The organism is Streptomyces sp. NPDC045026 (genome assembly GCF_056432625.1).
Window position 1 is genome coordinate 38235 of sequence record NZ_JBWKIS010000026.1, and the last position, 17114, is coordinate 55348.

The following is a 17114-nucleotide window of genomic DNA, read 5'->3' on the forward strand; positions in this document are numbered from 1 at the left end:
GCGGGGTCGGACTGCGGGAGCGCACCGCGGCACAGCCCTACCGGACCACGATCGAGCCGCGCGGGAGCGATTCCAATTCTTCCCTTCGCACTGGCTTGCGGCAACGAGCAATTGGGGCCGGGGACCAGTATCTGGGGAAGCGTCGGCTATATCCCTGCCCAGCGCCGCCGCCCACGACGCCAGGTTCACGTCTTTGCGGCCGGGACCAGCGGCAACATCCCTCGATGTAGGCGATCGGGGCGCCTGAGGAATGGGATCAGGAGGGCCTCGCTGCCTGGTGGGACACCCTTCAGGCAGGTGGGTGGACGAGGTCCGGCCGTGATCATCACGGCGGGTGATTGGGCCGTTGTCAGTGGTGTGGGGTTGCATGGGGGCATGAGTAACCAGGAGCTGCGTGCCGAGGCCGACGCCATCCTTGCTGAGCTGGTCGGCGATCCGGGGGGTTCGGCGCGCCTTCGGGAGGATCAGTGGCAGGCCGTGGCGGCCCTGGTCGAGGAACGTCGGCGTGCTCTTGTCGTGCAGCGCACCGGCTGGGGCAAGTCGGCGGTGTACTTCGTGGCCACAGCCTTGCTGCGGCGGCGTGGCTCCGGTCCCACGGTGATCATCTCGCCGTTGCTGGCCCTGATGCGCAACCAGGTCGAGTCGGCGGCGCGGGCCGGTATCCAGGCACGCACGATCAACTCGGCCAACCCCGAGGAGTGGGACACCATCTACGAGGAGGTCGAGCGCGGCGAGACCGACGTTCTCCTCGTGAGTCCGGAACGCCTCAATTCCGTGGATTTCCGCGATCAGGTGCTGCCCAAGCTCGCCGCCACCACCGGCCTGCTGGTGGTCGACGAGGCGCACTGCATCTCCGACTGGGGTCATGATTTCCGGCCGGACTACCGCCGGCTGCGCGCGATGCTGGCCGAGCTTCCCGCCGGTGTGCCGGTACTGGCCACCACCGCGACGGCGAACGCGCGGGTGACCGCGGACGTGGCCGATCAGCTGGGTACGGGTGCCGGCGAGGCGCTGGTGCTACGAGGCCCGCTGGACCGGGAAAGTCTGCGCCTGGGTGTGGTCCGGCTGCCGGACGCCGCGCACCGGCTGGGCTGGCTCGCCGAGCACCTGGACGAGCTTCAGGGCTCCGGCATCATCTACACGCTGACGGTGGCCGCGGCCGAGGAGGCCACCGCATTCCTGCGTCAGCGCGGCTTCAACGTGGCCTCGTACACGGGCAAGACGGAGAACGCCGACCGGCTTCAGGCCGAGATCGACCTTCAGGAGAACCGGGTGAAGGCGCTGGTCGCGACCTCCGCGCTGGGGATGGGCTTCGACAAGCCGGACCTCGGGTTCGTGATCCATCTCGGCTCGCCGTCCTCACCGATTGCCTACTACCAGCAGGTGGGGCGTGCGGGGCGCGGTGTGGCCCACGCCGATGTCCTGCTGCTGCCCGGCAAGGAGGACGAGGCCATCTGGCGCTACTTCGCCGACACGGCCTTCCCGCCCGAGACGCAGGTCCGGCAGACCCTCTCGGCACTCGAGGGTGCGGGGCGGCCGCTGTCCGTGCCCGCCCTGGAGGCGGCGGTCGATCTTCGGCGCAGCCGCCTCGAGTCGATGTTGAAGGTGCTGGATGTCGACGGTGCGGTCAGGCGCGTGAAGGGCGGCTGGACGGCCACGGGAGCCGACTGGGTGTACGACTCCGAGCGCTACGCGTGGGTGGCCAAGCAGCGGGCGGCCGAGCAGCAGGCCATGCGCGATTACGCGAGCACGTCCCAGTGCCGGATGGAGTTCCTGCGGCAGCAGTTGGACGACGAGGGGGCGGCGCCGTGCGGGCGTTGCGACAACTGTGCGGGGGCCTGGGCCGATTCCTCGGTCTCGGCGGAGATGCTGACCGGGGCCGCCAGGGAGCTGGATCGCCCGGGGGTGGAGGTCGAGCCGCGCCGCATGTGGCCGACGGGGATGCCCGCGCTGGGCATCGACCTCAAGGGACGCATCCCGGCCAAGGAGCAGTGCTCCACCGGGCGTGCCCTGGGACGCCTCTCGGACATCGGCTGGGGCAACCGACTGCGCCCGCTACTGGCCGAGACCGCGGCCGACGGTCCCGTCCCCGACGACGTCCTCAAGGCCGCGGTGGCGGTCATCGCCGACTGGGCGCGCTCTCCCGGGGGCTGGGCGCCGAATGTTGCGGATGCCTCTGCCCGGCCGGTGGGAGTCGTCGCCGTGCCGTCCCTGACCCGCCCGCAACTGGTCGGCACTCTCGCGCAGGGCATCGCGACCATCGGCCGCCTCCCCTTCCTGGGCGCGCTGGCGTACACCGGGTCGGGCGACGTACACGCGGCACGCCGCAGTAACTCCGCCCAGCGCCTCAGGGCACTGTCCGGGACCTTCACCGTTCCTGACGACCTGGCCGCCGCCCTGGCCGGGACACCCGGTCCGGTCCTGCTCGTGGACGACTACACGGACTCCGGCTGGACCCTCGCGGTCGCTGCGCGGCTGCTCCGACAGGCGGGGAGCGAGCAGGTCCTTCCGTTGGTGCTGGCTGCGGCGGGCTGATGGCGGTCGTGGCCCATGCCGTGGAAGTGTCGTCACGCACGTGAAGTCCCGCCCTGCGTACCGCCGCTGAGCTGACGTCAGCATGTGAGCGAACTGCCGGGACAAGCATGGCCCGACGGGTCGGCTTCGCGCGAATGCCCCTCCCGGCCTGTGGACAACTCCTGTCGTGTCCCTGATCCGGGTTATCCACAGGTCAAAACGGAATCTTGAGTTTCGCGGCATGGTCGTCACATGACGAATCACAGCGAAGCAGCCGGCGCACCCGGCACGGACCAGGTCACCCTGCGCAACCCGTCCCAACTGGCCGAGGCTCTCCCGTACTTGCTCGGGTTCAGGCCCGAGGACAGCATCGTGCTCGTCGCCCTGCACCGCGGACGCTTCGGCGGCCGCGTGCGTCTCGGGATCCCTGAGCGCCCCGGCGATTGGCCGTCCGTCGCACACGAGATGGCCAAGTGCCTGATCAGCGGAAGCGAGAAGAAGGACGGAACGCCGGACGGAATCGTCGCGTTCCTTTGCCAGGACTCGAAGACTACTGAGACCGGACGGCAGGTCATGGAGCGCCTGCAGCCGCTGGCACAGATGCTGCGCCTGGCGTGCGGCCGCCTCGACGTGCCCGTGGTCGAGACCCTCTGCATCGCCGACGATCACTTCTGGTCGTACAGCTGCCCTGTCGCGGAGTGCTGTCCGCCCGACGGCACACCGCTCGCCGCGTCCGGTACGTCCGTCACGGCTGCCGCGATGACGTACGCGGGCATCCAAGTGCGGCGTCCGCCAAGGGAGATGAGGGCCAGGCTCGCGCCGTGGCAGACCGCAGCCGTCGCAGAGCAGGAGCGTGCGCTGGACGCCGCGGCCATGGCTCTTGTCCCCAGGATCCTCGCCGGTGTCCCGCGCACCGAGGTCGCGGACGAGACGCTCGATCTCGCACGGCGGGTCTGGAGCCGTTTCGGGCACATGCCCACCGGCGGCGACACGCTGGAAGCCGATCTCAAGGACGACGAGCAGCTCGCGCACGACGAGGCGGCGAGGCTGATCCTCGGCCTCCAGGACCGGCTGACCCGGGATCACGCGGCCGAGTGGATGGAGGGTGACGAGGCACCGCTTGTTCTGCGCCTGTGGCGAGCCCTGGCCCGCCGCTGCGTGGGTCCGTACGGCGAGCACGCGGCTGCTCCGCTGACGCTCGCCGGCTGGGTCGCGTGGTCTCTGGGTGACCGAGTGGAGGCCGGCGAGGCATTGGACATGGCGCTCGCTGCGGATCCGCGGTACGTCTTCGCCAGGCTTCTCATGGAGGCGTGCAGTGCGGACCTCGATCCGGAGCCAGTGCGCCGCAGCCTGCGCAAGACACGGGACGAGCGGAACGTGACGCCGTCCGAGGCGAATTCGGAGGCGGACTTTGGCGGTGCCGGGGCTGGAGCATCGGTAGGTGCGGGGCCCGTTGCCGGTGTCAACGCCGAAGGCGCCGCTGGTCGTACGGGCCAAGGAACCCCCGGCCCGCGAAGTTCCGAGGACTCGCGGGAGCCCGCCGAGGATCGGGTGACGCGGGCCTTGGAGGCGGCCTTGCGCCGGCGCGGATCGCGACGTGCAGGCGCAGGTAAGGGGCCCACCCAGGCCGGGGCGCACGCGCCGAGGCGACCGCAGGGGCGTCGGCGAGTGGGGCGGCAGGGCACAAGGCGGGACGGATGAGTACCGACTCGTGGCGCAGGTCCCGCGCGCCGGCGTCTGTGACCGCGCAGGCACCGATCGGTGCGGGGAAGTCGGGGACGGGCGTGGGGCGTCGTCTCCTCGGCTTCCTCTGCCCCGGGCGTGACTTGGGGTGGGGCAGTCCCGTTCTCCTCTGTGGCACAGCCCGTGACCGGGCCACGCCGCCGTCTCCCCGCCGACCCTTCGGAGCGCCATCGGCGCCTCGCGCGCGCCCAGCGCGGAAGGAGCCACCCCATGCCGCCCCCCGCGTCGTCGACCGTGTCCGCCGTATCGACTTGCGCCGCATCCATGGTGCCCACCCTGGAGAAGGGCGCCGCACCAGGTGCCGTCGGACCACCCTGCGACTGCGGTACCGCTGGTCGTCAGGGGGCGAGGCGGCGGTGATGCCTTCAGCGGCACGCGTGCCGGAACCCGAGGAGTCGTTCATCGACCCGGCAGGCGGAGCTGCGGGCAAGGCCCTTGGAATCGGTGCCGGCATCTCGCCGCCTCCACCGACTGGGGTAGGGACCGCGCCCGCCGGCGTGCCGGCCGCGGCCTTGGGACTGAGAGTGCCGTCCGACACCGCAGAGCCGTCAACCGCCATCACGGGAGCGCCGTCCGCTCAAGCAACGACGTCGGGAATCTCCCCAGCCATCTCGCCCGCCCGCCGCAAGGCTCCGGCTCCACCCGCTACCCGCAACGCTTCACCCCCACTCGCCGCCCCCGGTCGCGTGAACACCTCCGTTCCCCGGCGCTCCACGGAGCTGCCTCCGGCGCATACGGCGCTGATCTGCGTGGCGCTGCCCTCGCTCGCGATCTCTTCCGAGCAAGGGCAGTTGACGGGCAACGGGCTGGAGGGGTTCTACCGTGCGGGGCGCCGGCTGCTGTCGCGCTGCCTGTTCCGGGTGGCGGGGCGCGAGCCGGTCGCGGTGCAGGCCCGCATGGTCGCCGCCGACCGGGCCCGATTCGTGGCGACGCTGCGGCCTGTGGTGGACGGCGGGCCCGACCCGGACATCATGGTCGAACGGATACGGCATGCCGACGGCACGGAGCGGATCACGTTGCGCAGCTCCGCCACGCGCCCGCTGCGGCTTCCGGTCGAGGTCGCCCTCGGTACGGATCTGGCCGAGCTGGGGGCGGTGGCGGCCGGGCGGCCGGGGCGTGAACTGTCCGCCACCGTCCACGATTCCGGCATGCGATGGTCGTCGCCAACGGGCCACGCTGTGGTCACCGCCGACCCGCCGCCCCGCGATGCGCTCGCCTCCGCCGGGCTGTTGCGCTGGGAGTTCGACCTGCCTCCGGGCGGCACGTGGAGTGTCGAACTACGGGTACGAGCTGATGTTGGGGGGGCGAGCAGGCCGGTCGGGCATGGCACCGTACGTCCACTCGCCGGGGCGGAAGCGGCAGGGGACGACGCCCGGGTGGGCCCGTTGCTGAGAACGTGCGCAGAGGACCTGCACGCGTTGCTGCTGCGCGACCCTGCCCACCCCTCGGACCTCTACCTCGCCGCCGGCGCGCCCTGGCGCTGTGGCCTGGCTCCGGCCGAGGCGTTGGCGGCCGCGAGAATGGCACTGCCTCTGGGAACGCGGTTGGCCGCGGGCACACTCAGAGCCCTGGCTCGCACCCAACTCGCGGGTACGGGACGGGAGTCGGGGATGATCCCCGGCCCGCTGAGAGACGCAGGCCCGCACCTGCCGCCCGGCTGCACCGGAACCGAAGCGACGCTCCTGTTCCCGGCGCTCCTCGCGGAGGCGAGACGCTGGGGCCTTCCCGAGCAGGAGGTGGCCGAGCTGCTGCCGACGGCGGAGCGCTGCCTCCTCTGGCTGCGGGGCGCCGTCGGTGACGGGACGTACCTGGCGGACCCCGGTCCCGGGGGACCGTTGCGCTGCGAGACCCAGGCGCACGCCCACCGGGCCGCCCTGCTTGGCGCTGATCTCCTCGAAGCCTTTGGTCGGCCCGGCGCCGTAGAACTGCGCCAGTGGACCGAAGCGCTGCGGGCACGGTTCAGAGAGGACTTCTGGACCGAGGACCGTGGAGGCGGCCGGCCCGCCGTCGCCCGCACGCCGGACGGACGTCCCCTGCCCCACCTGGGCAGCGCGGCGGCCCATCTCCTCGACACAGGGCTGCTCGGCGGCGGCCTGACGGCGCAGGGTCTCCTGGACAAGGTGCAGACCGAACAGCTCGCACGGCTCCTCGGCGGTCCGGCGCTCGACTCGGGATGGGGGCTGCGCAGCCTGGGCGTACGCGAGGCGTCGTACAACCCGTTCGGGCATCGTGGCGGAGCCGTGCGGGTACAGGAGACCGTGCTGGCTGTGGGTGGTCTGGCTGCTGCCGGCTACGAGAAGGAGTCGAGCTCATTGCTGCGGGGCGTCCTGTCCGCGGCCGAGGCCTTCGGGTTCCGGCTGCCGGAGATGTATGCGGGGGAGCAGCGTGCCGAAGGGAGCGCCCCGCTTCCGCATCCGGCCGCCTGCAGACCCGCGGCCACCGCCGCTGCGGCAGGGGTACAGCTCCTCGCCTCCCTCGCCGGGATCCGGCCGGACGCGCCTGCCGGGACGGTGACGCTGAGGCCGATGCGCAGCGCACCCCTGGGGGAGATCGGACTGTCCGGGCTGCGGGTGGCGGGCGCTCCGTTCTCGGTGAGGGTCAGCAGGCTCGGTCTCGCCATGGTGGAGGAGGCGGCCGACGGGCTGCAGTTGGGGGTGTGACCGGGGCGGACGTGAGTTCGGAAGATCGGCGGGTCGCACCTGGCGAACTTCGAAGAGGCCTCGATCGACGATCGCGAAGGGAGTGTTTATCGTCAGGAAGACGACTATGATCGCGGCATGTCGCCCTACGACCCGTCGGCCTTCCCGCCCTTCGCAGTCACCGTCGACCTGGTCGTGCTGACCGTGCGCCGTCACGCGCTCTGTGCGCTCGCGGTGCGGCGCGGCGAACCGCCGTTCCAGGGGCGTTGGGCACTCCCCGGCGGCTTCGTGCGCGACGACGAGGACCTTTCGTCTGCTGCGGCGCGCGAACTGATCGAGGAGACCGGGCTCTGTGCCCATGATCCCGCGGACCCGGACCAGGTCAACGGCGCGCACCTGGAGCAGCTGGCCACCTACGGCGATCCCAAGCGTGACCCTCGTATGCGCGTGGTCAGCGTCGCTCATCTGGCCCTGGCGCCGGATCTGCCCGCACCGCGTGCGGGCGGGGACGCGCACAGCGCGCGCTGGGCACCCGTGGAAGCCCTGCTGAACCAGAGCGGGTACGGGCGCGAGGGTGAGCAGGCGGCGCCCCTGGCCTTCGACCATGCGCAGATCCTCGCGGACGGAGTGGAGCGCGCCCGCTCGAAGATCGAGTATTCGTCACTCGCCACGGCCTTCTGTCCGCCCGAGTTCACGGTCGGTGAGCTGCGGCGCGTGTACGAGGCGGTGTGGGCCGTCGCGCTCGATCCACGCAACTTCCACCGCAAGGTGACGGGCACCCCGGGCTTCCTCGTGCCCACCGGCGGGACCACCACCCGCCAGGGCGGCAGGCCGGCCCAGCTCTTCCGTGCCGGGGGCGCGACACTGCTCAACCCGCCGATGCTGCGTCCCGAGGTGTGACCCCGAGCTGACCGGGTCCGGCCCCCGGGCTCTGCCTGCCCACGCCGCGCAGGGACACCCGAGGTCCACGACCTGACCGAAAAGACAGAAATGTCGCGTTATCTTGCTGCGGTACCCACGGGGTTCGTCCGTCCCCGCTCGGCGGACGGGTCCCGGCCGCCGAGCGGTCGCACATCCTGCGAGAGAAGCGATGATCCAGGCCTTCGGACTGACCAGCAATCCCCGCCAGGAGCTCCCGCCCGCCGTCGACGACGTGTCTTTCGAGGCACCGACGGGTCGCGTCACTGCGCTGCTCGGCGCCCACGCGTCCGGCAAGACGACGGCGGTTCGGCTGATGCTCGAACTCCAACAAGGCCGTGGAATCACGCATTTCAGAGGCCGCCCCCTGCACCGGATCCCCCATCCCTCCCGTGAAGTGGGGGTGTTGCTCGGCGAGGTCCAGGGGCATCCGTCCCGAACGGTGCGCGGACAGCTGCGCATGTTGTGCGCGGCCGCAGGCGTGCCGGTGCAGCGTGCCGACGAGGTCCTCGAAGTCGTCGGAATCGTCAGCCTGCGTGAACAGCGGCTCGGCACGCTCTCGCGTGGCATGGACCGGCGCCTCGGCCTCGCCTGCGCGCTTCTCGCGGACCCGCACACGCTCGTCCTCGACGGGCCCGCCGACGGGCTCTCGGCGCGCGAGGGCAAGTGGCTGCACGGCATCCTGCGGGCACACGCGTCGCTCGGCGGCACCGTGCTCTTCACCACCGACGACGCCAAGGAGGCGGCGCGGACCGCTGACCGCGTCGTCTCCCTGGAATCGGGGCGCGTCATCGCGGACCAGGGCGTCGCCGACTTCTCCCGCACGAGGCTGCGCCCCCGCGTCGCCGTCCGCAGCCCACATGCCGCCCGGCTCGGTGTCCTGCTGGCCAAGGAGGCGCGCGCGACGCAGCGTTCCGTCGAGGTCGTGAACGAGGACGGCAACCGCCTCTCCGTATATGGCAGCAACTGCGCGGACGTCGGCGAAACCGCGTTCCGCCACAGCATCCTGGTCCACCAACTCGCCGACGAGGTCGGGGATGCGGGGCCCGCGGTGAGAGTTCCGGTGCGGGTGCGTGATGAGGAAGTCCGCGGCCCGGAGCCGAACGTGCCCCAGGCGACCGGCACGGAGGCGTCGCCCCCGGCCACAGAGCCGTCGGAACCCGCCGCACCGTCGGTGCAGGCGCAGGGGCAGGCGTCGGCACACACTTCCCCTGCCCAGGAACCCCCGCACCCCACAGGCACCTTCGTCCCGCTCCCCGCCGACGCGGACCTCGGCGGCGCCACCTCCCTGGCCGCGACACCGCCGGCCGACGGCCCAGGCCCCGAGTCGCTCAGAACCCCCTCGGCCCCCGCCCATCCCCCCGCCCCCCTGTCCCCCCTCCCACCCCCCATCACGATCCACCCCGCGCGTAGCCCGCTCCGTCCGCTGCGTTACGAGGTCCGCCGGGCGACCGGCATCGCCACCGGATACCTCACCGCGGCTGCTGTCCTCGTCGCCTCGGCGATCGTGGCCGTACTGCTGGCACGGACCGGTCACACCCCGCAGTCACGCCTGCTGGTCGCCTGGCCCCAAGAACTGCCGCTCCCGCCGGCCGCCCTCGGCGCCGGACTGCTCGGGGCCTTCGCGTTCGGCGATGAATTCCGTCACCCCGCGCTCGCCGCCGACCGCGGTACCGTCCCCCGTCGCCTGGGACTTCTCTGCGCGAAACTCGTCGTCGCGGCGGCCATCGCCGTGTCGCTGGCTTTCCTCGTCGTCGCTTCCGACGCGGTGCTGCTCCATCTTGTATACGGCGAAGACCTCACCGAGGTTCCCGCCGACTGGCTTTCGACGAGCGCGAGTTGGCTGGCACTCGTCGTGGGCTGCGCCTGGGCCGGGGTCCTCGCCGCCGGTATCTTCCGGTCGACGACGGCAGGGCTGGCCGCCGTACTCGCCGTTCCGGTCCTCGTCGTACCCCTCGTACAGAAGGCCTTGGAAGGGCCATCTGTGCGAACCGCAGCGGGACTTCCGTCGAGGCTTCGTGATCTGGCGCTCGTGCACTGGCCGTTCGGTGCGGAGCGTTTTCTGGCTGCGGGGCTGCGGATGATCGCCCAACCTGTCGGCGGTGCGCTGATGTTGTCGCTGACCGCTCTGCTCTGCGCTTATCTGCTCACGGTGCTGCGTCCCAGGGCTCGATGACGACTGTCCGGCGCCTTCAGGTCCTGCGTCGCGCACAACTCCCCGACGATCGCTCATTTCCGTCCGATAAGGCGTCAATTGCGACGGGGTAAGCGATCACCCTTTCGTGTGCTTTTCACCAAAGACCTCAAGGGACTTGGGGGCGGCGCCGACAACACATCCGTGAGTACCCTTGCGCACACCATGATGACCGCCGCCCGCTCCGCCGACTCCGGTCTGGCCGGCCCGGGCGAACTCGACCGTTACCCCTATGGGGAGGCCAACGGCGCCGACCGTGTCGGCGCCCCTGTTTGGGATGTCGCGGATCAGGATCTCGGCCGGATGGGGCGGCGTGCCGCCGGCAGCCGTGGCCGCGGCCTGCACGGCCAACTCGTCCAGCAGCTTGGCCAGATGATTGTTTCCGGGGACCTCGGCGCGGACCGTCCGCTTGTGCCCGAGGAGATCGGTCAGCGATTCGAGGTGTCCCGCACCGTCGTCCGCGAGTCGCTCCGCGTTCTCGAAGCCAAGGGCCTGGTCAGCGCCCGCCCCAATGTCGGCACCCGTGTCCGCCCCGTCAGTGACTGGAACCTGCTCGACCCGGACATCATCGAATGGCGCGCCTTCGGGCCGCAGCGCGACGACCAGCGCCGCGAGCTGAACGAGCTGCGCTGGACGATCGAGCCCCTCGCCGCCCGGCTCGCGGCCGGGCACGGCCGTGAGGACGTCCAGCAGCGGCTCACCGACATGGTCGAGATCATGGGGCACGCCCTGGGGCAGGGCGACCCGATCACCTTCGCCCGCGCCGACGCCGAGTTCCACGCCCTGCTCATCCAGCTCGCGGGCAATCGCATGCTCGAGCACCTGTCCGGCATCGTCTCCGCGGCCCTCCAGGTCTCCGGGGGGCCCGTCACCGGCTGTGACCGGCCGAACGAGGTGGCCGTCGCGCACCACGGCCGGATCGCCGACGCCCTCGCCGCGGGTGACGGCACCGGCGCGGAGGCGGCCATGCGCCAGCTGCTCACCGTCCACCCCGATGTCGAACGTGTGGTCCCCGCGCCCCGCGAGCACTGACCCGTTCCTTGGTGATTCGGCGATTCGGTGATCCGGCGCCTCGGTGCAGCCCCCGGCGTTCGATACATCGCACGGTTCGGATGTGCCCCCCACCAGCTGTTCTCATGTGTCGCCGGATTGCGCCTGTTCCCCCGGGACCCGGCGCGATCCGGCGACACATGCGTGGACCAAGGGTTCCGTCGGTTCGAGCTGGGTAGTCGAAAAGTGGCCATGTTTGACCGCATCCATTAGTTTTTGACCGCTTACGGGGTGTGACTCGGGCCACGCAGATTGGGCGTAACGATCCTCGGAACAGCGCGATGACCTAAGAGGTGACAGCCGAGGAGGGAATACAGCAGCCGCGTGTGGCGCTGTGCATCTCCCCGGCCCCCGCCCGCGCCGCTGACCCATCCCCAAGTCGGCGGTCGTCGGCTCCGGTCCTCACAGGACGGGGCCGGAAGCCGTTTTCCAACGTTCCGAGAGGTTGTTCGTGTCGGCCAGCACATCCCGTACGCTCCCGCCGGAGATCGCCGAGTCCGTCTCTGTCATGGCGCTCATTGAGCGGGGAAAGGCTGATGGCCAGATCGCCGGCGACGACGTGCGCCGTGCCTTCGAGGCCGACCAGATTCCGGCCACTCAGTGGAAGAACGTTCTGCGCAGCCTCAACCAGATCCTCGAGGAAGAGGGTGTGACGCTGATGGTCAGTGCCGCGGAGCCGAAACGCCCCCGCAAGAGCGTCGCAGCTAAGAGCCCGGTCAAGCGCACCGCCACCAAGACCGTCGCCGCCAAGACGGTCACGGCGAAGAAGGTCGCTGCCACGGCCACCCCCGAGTCCCCGGCCGACGAGGTCGAGGCTGAGGACGCCGAACCCAAGAAGGTCGCAGCCAAGAAGGCGACGGCCAAGAAGGCCGCCGCGAAGAAGACCGTCGCCAAGAAGGCGACGGCGAAGAAGACGTCCGGCAAGAAGGACGACGAGGTCGACGACGAGGCCGCCGAGGAGACCCCCGGTACGGCCAAGGCCGAAGGCGAGCCCGGCGAGGAGGGCGCGCAGGGCTTCGTGCTGTCCGACGAGGACGAGGACGACGCGCCCGCGCAGCAGGTCGCCGCGGCCGGCGCCACCGCCGACCCCGTCAAGGACTACCTGAAGCAGATCGGTAAGGTCCCGCTGCTCAACGCCGAGCAGGAGGTCGAGCTCGCCAAGCGCATCGAGGCCGGCCTGTTCGCCGAGGACAAGCTCGCCAACGCCGACAAGCTCGCCCCGAAGCTCAAGCGCGAGCTGGAGATCATCGCCGAGGACGGCCGCCGCGCCAAGAACCACCTCCTGGAGGCGAACCTCCGTCTGGTGGTCTCCCTGGCCAAGCGTTACACCGGTCGCGGCATGCTCTTCCTGGACCTGATCCAGGAGGGCAACCTCGGTCTGATCCGCGCGGTCGAGAAGTTCGACTACACCAAGGGCTACAAGTTCTCCACGTACGCGACGTGGTGGATCCGCCAGGCGATCACCCGCGCCATGGCCGACCAGGCCCGCACCATCCGTATCCCGGTGCACATGGTCGAGGTCATCAACAAGCTCGCGCGCGTGCAGCGCCAGATGCTCCAGGACCTGGGCCGCGAGCCCACCCCGGAGGAGCTGGCCAAGGAACTCGACATGACCCCGGAGAAGGTCATCGAGGTCCAGAAGTACGGCCGTGAGCCGATCTCCCTCCACACCCCCCTGGGTGAGGACGGCGACAGCGAGTTCGGTGACCTCATCGAGGACTCCGAGGCGGTCGTGCCGGCCGACGCGGTCAGCTTCACGCTCCTCCAGGAACAGCTGCACTCCGTCCTCGACACCCTGTCGGAGCGCGAGGCGGGCGTCGTCTCGATGCGCTTCGGTCTCACCGACGGTCAGCCGAAGACCCTCGACGAGATCGGCAAGGTCTACGGCGTCACGCGTGAGCGGATCCGTCAGATCGAGTCCAAGACGATGTCGAAGCTGCGCCACCCGTCGCGTTCGCAGGTTCTGCGCGACTACCTGGACTAGAAGCGCGACCGCCCGGACCGGCTCCGGGCGGTACGTGCCTCATCGAAGGGCCCGGCTCCCCTGAGGGGGCCGGGCCCTTCGGCATGCTCGTGTGCATGACGCACGAAGTTCACTCACGCTGGGTGTGTCGATACAACCCAGAGTGAGGACACCGAATGCGTCGTCCCTTCGCCCGAACGCTGTTCCGGGCGCCTGCCCTGCTGGCGGCGGCGGCCTTGCTGCCCCTGGCTTCCCCTGCTCCGTCGGCGGCAGACAGTGTGGTCATCGGAGGCCGGTCGGTCCGGGTGGCCGACAGTCCGTGGATGGTGGCGCTGTCCAGTCGTGACCGGTTCGGGGGTACCCGATCCGGGCAGTTCTGCGGGGGTGTCGTGGTCGGGCGATCGACCGTCATGACCGCCGCCCACTGTCTGAGCCCCGAAGTCCTGGGCACCGCTCTGCGTGCCGTGGGTGACCTCAAGGTCATCGCGGGGCGTGATGACTTGCGGACCCGGTCGGGCGCGGAGATCCCGGTACGTCGTACCTGGGTCAACCCCGACTACGACCCCGAGACCAACTCCGGCGATGTGGCGGTCGTCATACTGGATGCGCCGCTACCCGAGGGGTATGTGATCCCCATGGCGGGGTCCGGGGACTCTGTGTACGCGACCGGTACCGGCGCCGCGGTCTACGGCTGGGGCGACACCACGGGAGCCGGTGACTACGCAAACAAGCTGCGGGCCGCGAAGGTGCAGGTGCTGGGTGACTCCGCGTGCAAGGCGGCCTATCCGGGAAGCTCCGAGGGAACGTTCCGCGCTCGCACGATGCTGTGCGCAGGGAAGCTGCAGGGCGGGCGGGATGCCTGCCAGGGCGACAGCGGAGGCCCTCTCGTGGCACGTGGGCGCCTGATCGGACTCGTCTCATGGGGGAGCGGCTGTGGGCGCCCTGGGAGCCCTGGCGTCTACGCCCGGGTGTCCGAGGCCATGCGCGTCATGCCGGAGCCTGCCTGAGGCCCTCAGGGTGCCTCACGGGCATATGCGGCGCTGACGCGAGGACGGGCGGCCACCCCCGTGGTGCAGGGGCGGCCGCCCGATCACCGGCCTGGGCCGGAGCTGGCTCGTCGTTGTGCGAGGTGTCAGCGTTCCTCGGGTTCGGCGCTTACCGGAGCGGCGGTCAGGCGCTCCGTCTCGTCCTGTATCTCAGCGGCGATCTTCTTGAGTTCCGGCTCGAACTTGCGGCCATGGTGGGCGCAGAAGAGCAGTTCACCACCGCTGATGAGCACGACGCGCAGGTATGCCTGGGCGCCGCAACGGTCACAGCGGTCAGCCGCCGTCAGCGGGCTCGCGGGGGTCAGAACAGTAGTCACGTCGCCTCTTCTCTAGCTCGACGAGCTGTCGTACCAGGGTCAACATCCAACCAGGCCGAAAACGTTCCCGCTCGTGGCTTTTCCTCGAAAAATCTTTCCGAGGGGCTGTCTGCTGCCGGTTGGCGGCGAATGTGCCGTATTGCGTCTCTTACGTGTCTTACGGGTTCGCGCGTTCCGTCAGGTCGGTCCTCGCCGACTGGCTTGTCGGTTGTGAATGAGGACGTGCCCGGAGCCTAAATGGTTCATGCCTCGAAGGGAACGTGATGTGCGCTTCACCCCATCGAGGGATCGAACATGCATGCGACGCTGCACTAGTCTTGGCGGAGGCGAGGGTTGCGTTACAACGGCTCTACCAGGCCTCGGTACCCTCTGAGCGGCGACCGAAGCCGACCCCTTACCCAAAAGGGTTCCAAGTGAAATTCAGCGAGGAGCGAACTGCGTGACCGCCGAAACGTCCGTGCCGTCCACAGCGCTGCTGACCGGAGCAGGCGGCATCGTGGACAAGGACAGTTCCAACTACACCGCGCGGCACCTGCTCGTCCTTGAGGGGCTCGAGGCCGTACGCAAGCGCCCAGGTATGTACATCGGGTCGACGGACAGCCGTGGCCTGATGCACTGCCTCTGGGAAATCATCGACAACTCCGTCGATGAGGCCCTCGGCGGCTATTGCGACCACATCGAGGTCATCCTTCATGACGACGCCTCCGTAGAGGTGCGGGACAACGGCCGCGGCATCCCCGTGGACGTCGAGCCCAAGACCGGGCTCTCCGGAGTCGAGGTCGTCATGACCAAGCTGCACGCGGGCGGCAAGTTCGGCGGAGGGTCCTATGCGGCCTCCGGCGGCCTGCACGGCGTGGGCGCCTCCGTGGTGAACGCGCTCTCTGCGCGACTCGACGTCGAAGTCGACCGCGGCGGGAACACGCACGCCATCAGCTTCCGCCGCGGCGTCCCCGGTGCCTTCGCCAAGCCGGGACCCGATGCGGCCTTCGACTCATCCGCGCGGCTCAGCAAGGTCAAGCGGGTCCCGAAGAACCGCACCGGCACGCGCGTGCGCTACTGGGCCGACCGCCAGATCTTCCTCAAGGACGCCAAGCTCTCCCTGGAGCACCTGCACCAGCGCGCCCGCCAGACCGCGTTCCTCGTGCCCGGCCTGACCATCGTCGTACGCGACGAGTACGGGCTCGGTGACGGCGGCAGCAAGGGCGAGGAGTCCTTCCGCTTCGACGGCGGCATCAGCGAGTTCTGCGAGTACCTCGCCACCGACAAGCCGGTGTGCGACGTCCTCCGTTTCTCCGGACAGGGCACCTTCAAGGAGACCGTCCCCGTCCTCGACGACCACGGTCAGATGACGCCGACCGAGGTCACCCGCGAGCTCGGGGTGGACATCGCGCTGCGCTGGGGCACCGGCTACGACACGACACTCAGGTCGTTCGTCAACATCATCGCCACTCCCAAGGGCGGCACCCACGTGAGCGGCTTCGAGCGCTCGCTCACCAAGACGATGAACGAGGTGCTGCGCTCCCAGAAGCTGCTGCGCGTCGCCGAGGACGACGTCGTCAAGGACGACGCCCTGGAGGGCCTGACGGCCGTCGTCACGGTGCGTCTCGCCGAGCCGCAGTTCGAGGGCCAGACCAAGGAGGTGCTCGGCACCTCGGCGGCCAACAGGATCGTCGCGAACGTCCTGGCCAAGGAACTCAAGGCGTTCCTGACCTCCACCAAGCGCGACGCGAAGGCCCAGGCCCGCGCCGTCATGGAGAAGGCCGTCGCCGCTGCCCGTACGCGGATCGCGGCCCGCCAGCACAAGGACGCGCAGCGCAGGAAGACGGCCCTCGAGTCGTCGTCACTGCCGGCCAAGCTCGCCGACTGCCGCAGCGACGACGTGGGGCGCAGCGAGCTCTTCATCGTCGAGGGGGACTCCGCGCTCGGCACCGCCAAGCTGGCCCGGAACTCCGAGTTCCAGGCGCTCCTGCCGATCCGCGGCAAGATCCTCAACGTTCAGAAGTCGTCCGTGTCGGACATGCTGAAGAACGTCGAGTGCGGCGCGATCATCCAGGTCATAGGAGCCGGGTCCGGGCGGACCTTCGACATCGACGCCGCGCGCTACGGGAAGATCATCCTGCTCGTCGACGCCGACGTCGACGGGGCGCACATCCGCACCCTGCTCCTGACCCTCTTCCAGCGCTACATGCGGCCGATGATCGAGGCCGGTCGCGTGTTCGCCGCGGTGCCGCCGCTGCACCGCATCGAGCTCGTCCAGCCGAAGAAGGGCCAGGACAAGTACGTCTACACGTACTCGGACCGCGAGCTGCGCGAGACGCTCCTCGAGTACCAGCGCAAGGGCGTGCGCTACAAGGACTCGATCCAGCGTTACAAGGGCCTCGGTGAGATGGACGCCGATCAGCTGGCCGAGACCACCATGGACCCGCGCCACCGCACGCTGCGCCGGATCAACATCGGAGAGCTGGACGCCGCGGAGCAGGTCTTCGATCTGCTCATGGGCACGGACGTGGCGCCGCGCAAGGAGTTCATCAGCAGCTCGGCCGCGACGCTCGACCGCTCGCGCATCGACGCCTAGGGGTGACCCGGACGCCGGCTCCACCCGTGGGTGGAGCCGGCTGATCCACCCACGATCCACCCCAGCTCCGATCCCGTGAACTGGCCTTTTCCGTAACTTCGAAGACGTTGCAGGACGCCGCCGCTCGGCGTCGTCCGGCGCACTCGAAGCTCGAA

At 70.0% G+C, this 17114-nt stretch carries 10 protein-coding genes; 9 read left to right on the forward strand and 1 reads right to left on the reverse strand.

Translation table 11 applies throughout. The features are described from left to right. Positions 1-375 precede the first annotated feature (375 nt). The 8 genes from AC07EJ_RS36265 (at position 376) to AC07EJ_RS36300 (ending at position 14028) form a co-directional block, all read left to right on the forward strand. Positions 376-2535 (forward strand): RecQ family ATP-dependent DNA helicase, encoded by a 2160-nt coding sequence (locus AC07EJ_RS36265; protein WP_389489618.1) that lies wholly within the window; start codon positions 376-378, stop codon positions 2533-2535. Positions 2536-2766: 231 nt separating this feature from the next. After that, the gene (locus AC07EJ_RS36270; RefSeq protein ID WP_389489616.1) at positions 2767-4215 is read left to right on the forward strand and encodes a DUF4192 domain-containing protein; all 1449 of its coding nucleotides are present in this window, start codon (positions 2767-2769) and stop codon (positions 4213-4215) included. Between the two features lie 728 nt (positions 4216-4943). Beyond that, positions 4944-6917 carry a glycogen debranching N-terminal domain-containing protein gene (locus AC07EJ_RS36275; RefSeq protein WP_478885874.1) on the forward strand — a complete coding sequence of 658 codons (1974 nt, stop codon included), beginning with the start codon at positions 4944-4946 and terminating at the stop codon, positions 6915-6917. Positions 6918-7034: 117 nt separating this feature from the next. Next, the gene (locus AC07EJ_RS36280) at positions 7035-7796 is read left to right on the forward strand and encodes an NUDIX hydrolase (protein ID WP_326773769.1); all 762 of its coding nucleotides are present in this window, start codon (positions 7035-7037) and stop codon (positions 7794-7796) included. Positions 7797-7986: 190 nt separating this feature from the next. Then, positions 7987-9990, forward strand: coding sequence for an ABC transporter ATP-binding protein (locus AC07EJ_RS36285; protein WP_389489609.1), 2004 nt, complete (start codon positions 7987-7989; stop codon positions 9988-9990). A 162-nt stretch (positions 9991-10152) separates the two neighbouring features. Further along, complete coding sequence (locus AC07EJ_RS36290) at positions 10153-11040, forward strand: FadR/GntR family transcriptional regulator (RefSeq protein WP_362906990.1); 888 nt, start codon at positions 10153-10155, stop codon at positions 11038-11040. A gap of 463 nt (positions 11041-11503) precedes the next feature. Next, the gene (locus AC07EJ_RS36295) at positions 11504-13042 is read left to right on the forward strand and encodes an RNA polymerase sigma factor (protein WP_478885875.1); all 1539 of its coding nucleotides are present in this window, start codon (positions 11504-11506) and stop codon (positions 13040-13042) included. A gap of 155 nt (positions 13043-13197) precedes the next feature. Beyond that, a complete protein-coding gene (locus AC07EJ_RS36300; RefSeq protein ID WP_389486170.1) occupies positions 13198-14028 on the forward strand; it encodes a S1 family peptidase in 831 nt (276 codons plus the stop codon). Positions 14029-14153: 125 nt separating this feature from the next. Here AC07EJ_RS36300 and AC07EJ_RS36305 read toward each other — a convergent pair whose 3' ends face one another. Beyond that, on the reverse strand, positions 14154-14384 hold the full coding sequence (locus AC07EJ_RS36305; protein WP_393586210.1) for a DUF7455 domain-containing protein: 231 nt from the start codon (positions 14382-14384) through the stop codon (positions 14154-14156). Between the two features lie 439 nt (positions 14385-14823). Here AC07EJ_RS36305 and AC07EJ_RS36310 point away from each other — a divergent pair, with 439 nt between their 5' ends. Then, on the forward strand, positions 14824-16959 hold the full coding sequence (locus AC07EJ_RS36310; protein ID WP_389486174.1) for a DNA gyrase/topoisomerase IV subunit B: 2136 nt from the start codon (positions 14824-14826) through the stop codon (positions 16957-16959). The last annotated feature ends 155 nt before the right edge of the window (positions 16960-17114 follow it).

Bases quoted from the DNA above. Each gene is read 5' to 3' on its own strand.
- AC07EJ_RS36280 (WP_326773769.1), top strand. From the start codon at position 7,035: ATGTCGCCCTACGACCCGTCGGCCTTCCCGCCCTTCGCAGTCACCGTC.
- AC07EJ_RS36270 (WP_389489616.1), top strand. From the start codon at position 2,767: ATGACGAATCACAGCGAAGCAGCCGGCGCACCCGGCACGGACCAGGTC.
- AC07EJ_RS36285 (WP_389489609.1), top strand. From the start codon at position 7,987: ATGATCCAGGCCTTCGGACTGACCAGCAATCCCCGCCAGGAGCTCCCG.
- AC07EJ_RS36300 (WP_389486170.1), top strand. From the start codon at position 13,198: ATGCGTCGTCCCTTCGCCCGAACGCTGTTCCGGGCGCCTGCCCTGCTG.
- AC07EJ_RS36265 (WP_389489618.1), top strand. From the start codon at position 376: ATGAGTAACCAGGAGCTGCGTGCCGAGGCCGACGCCATCCTTGCTGAG.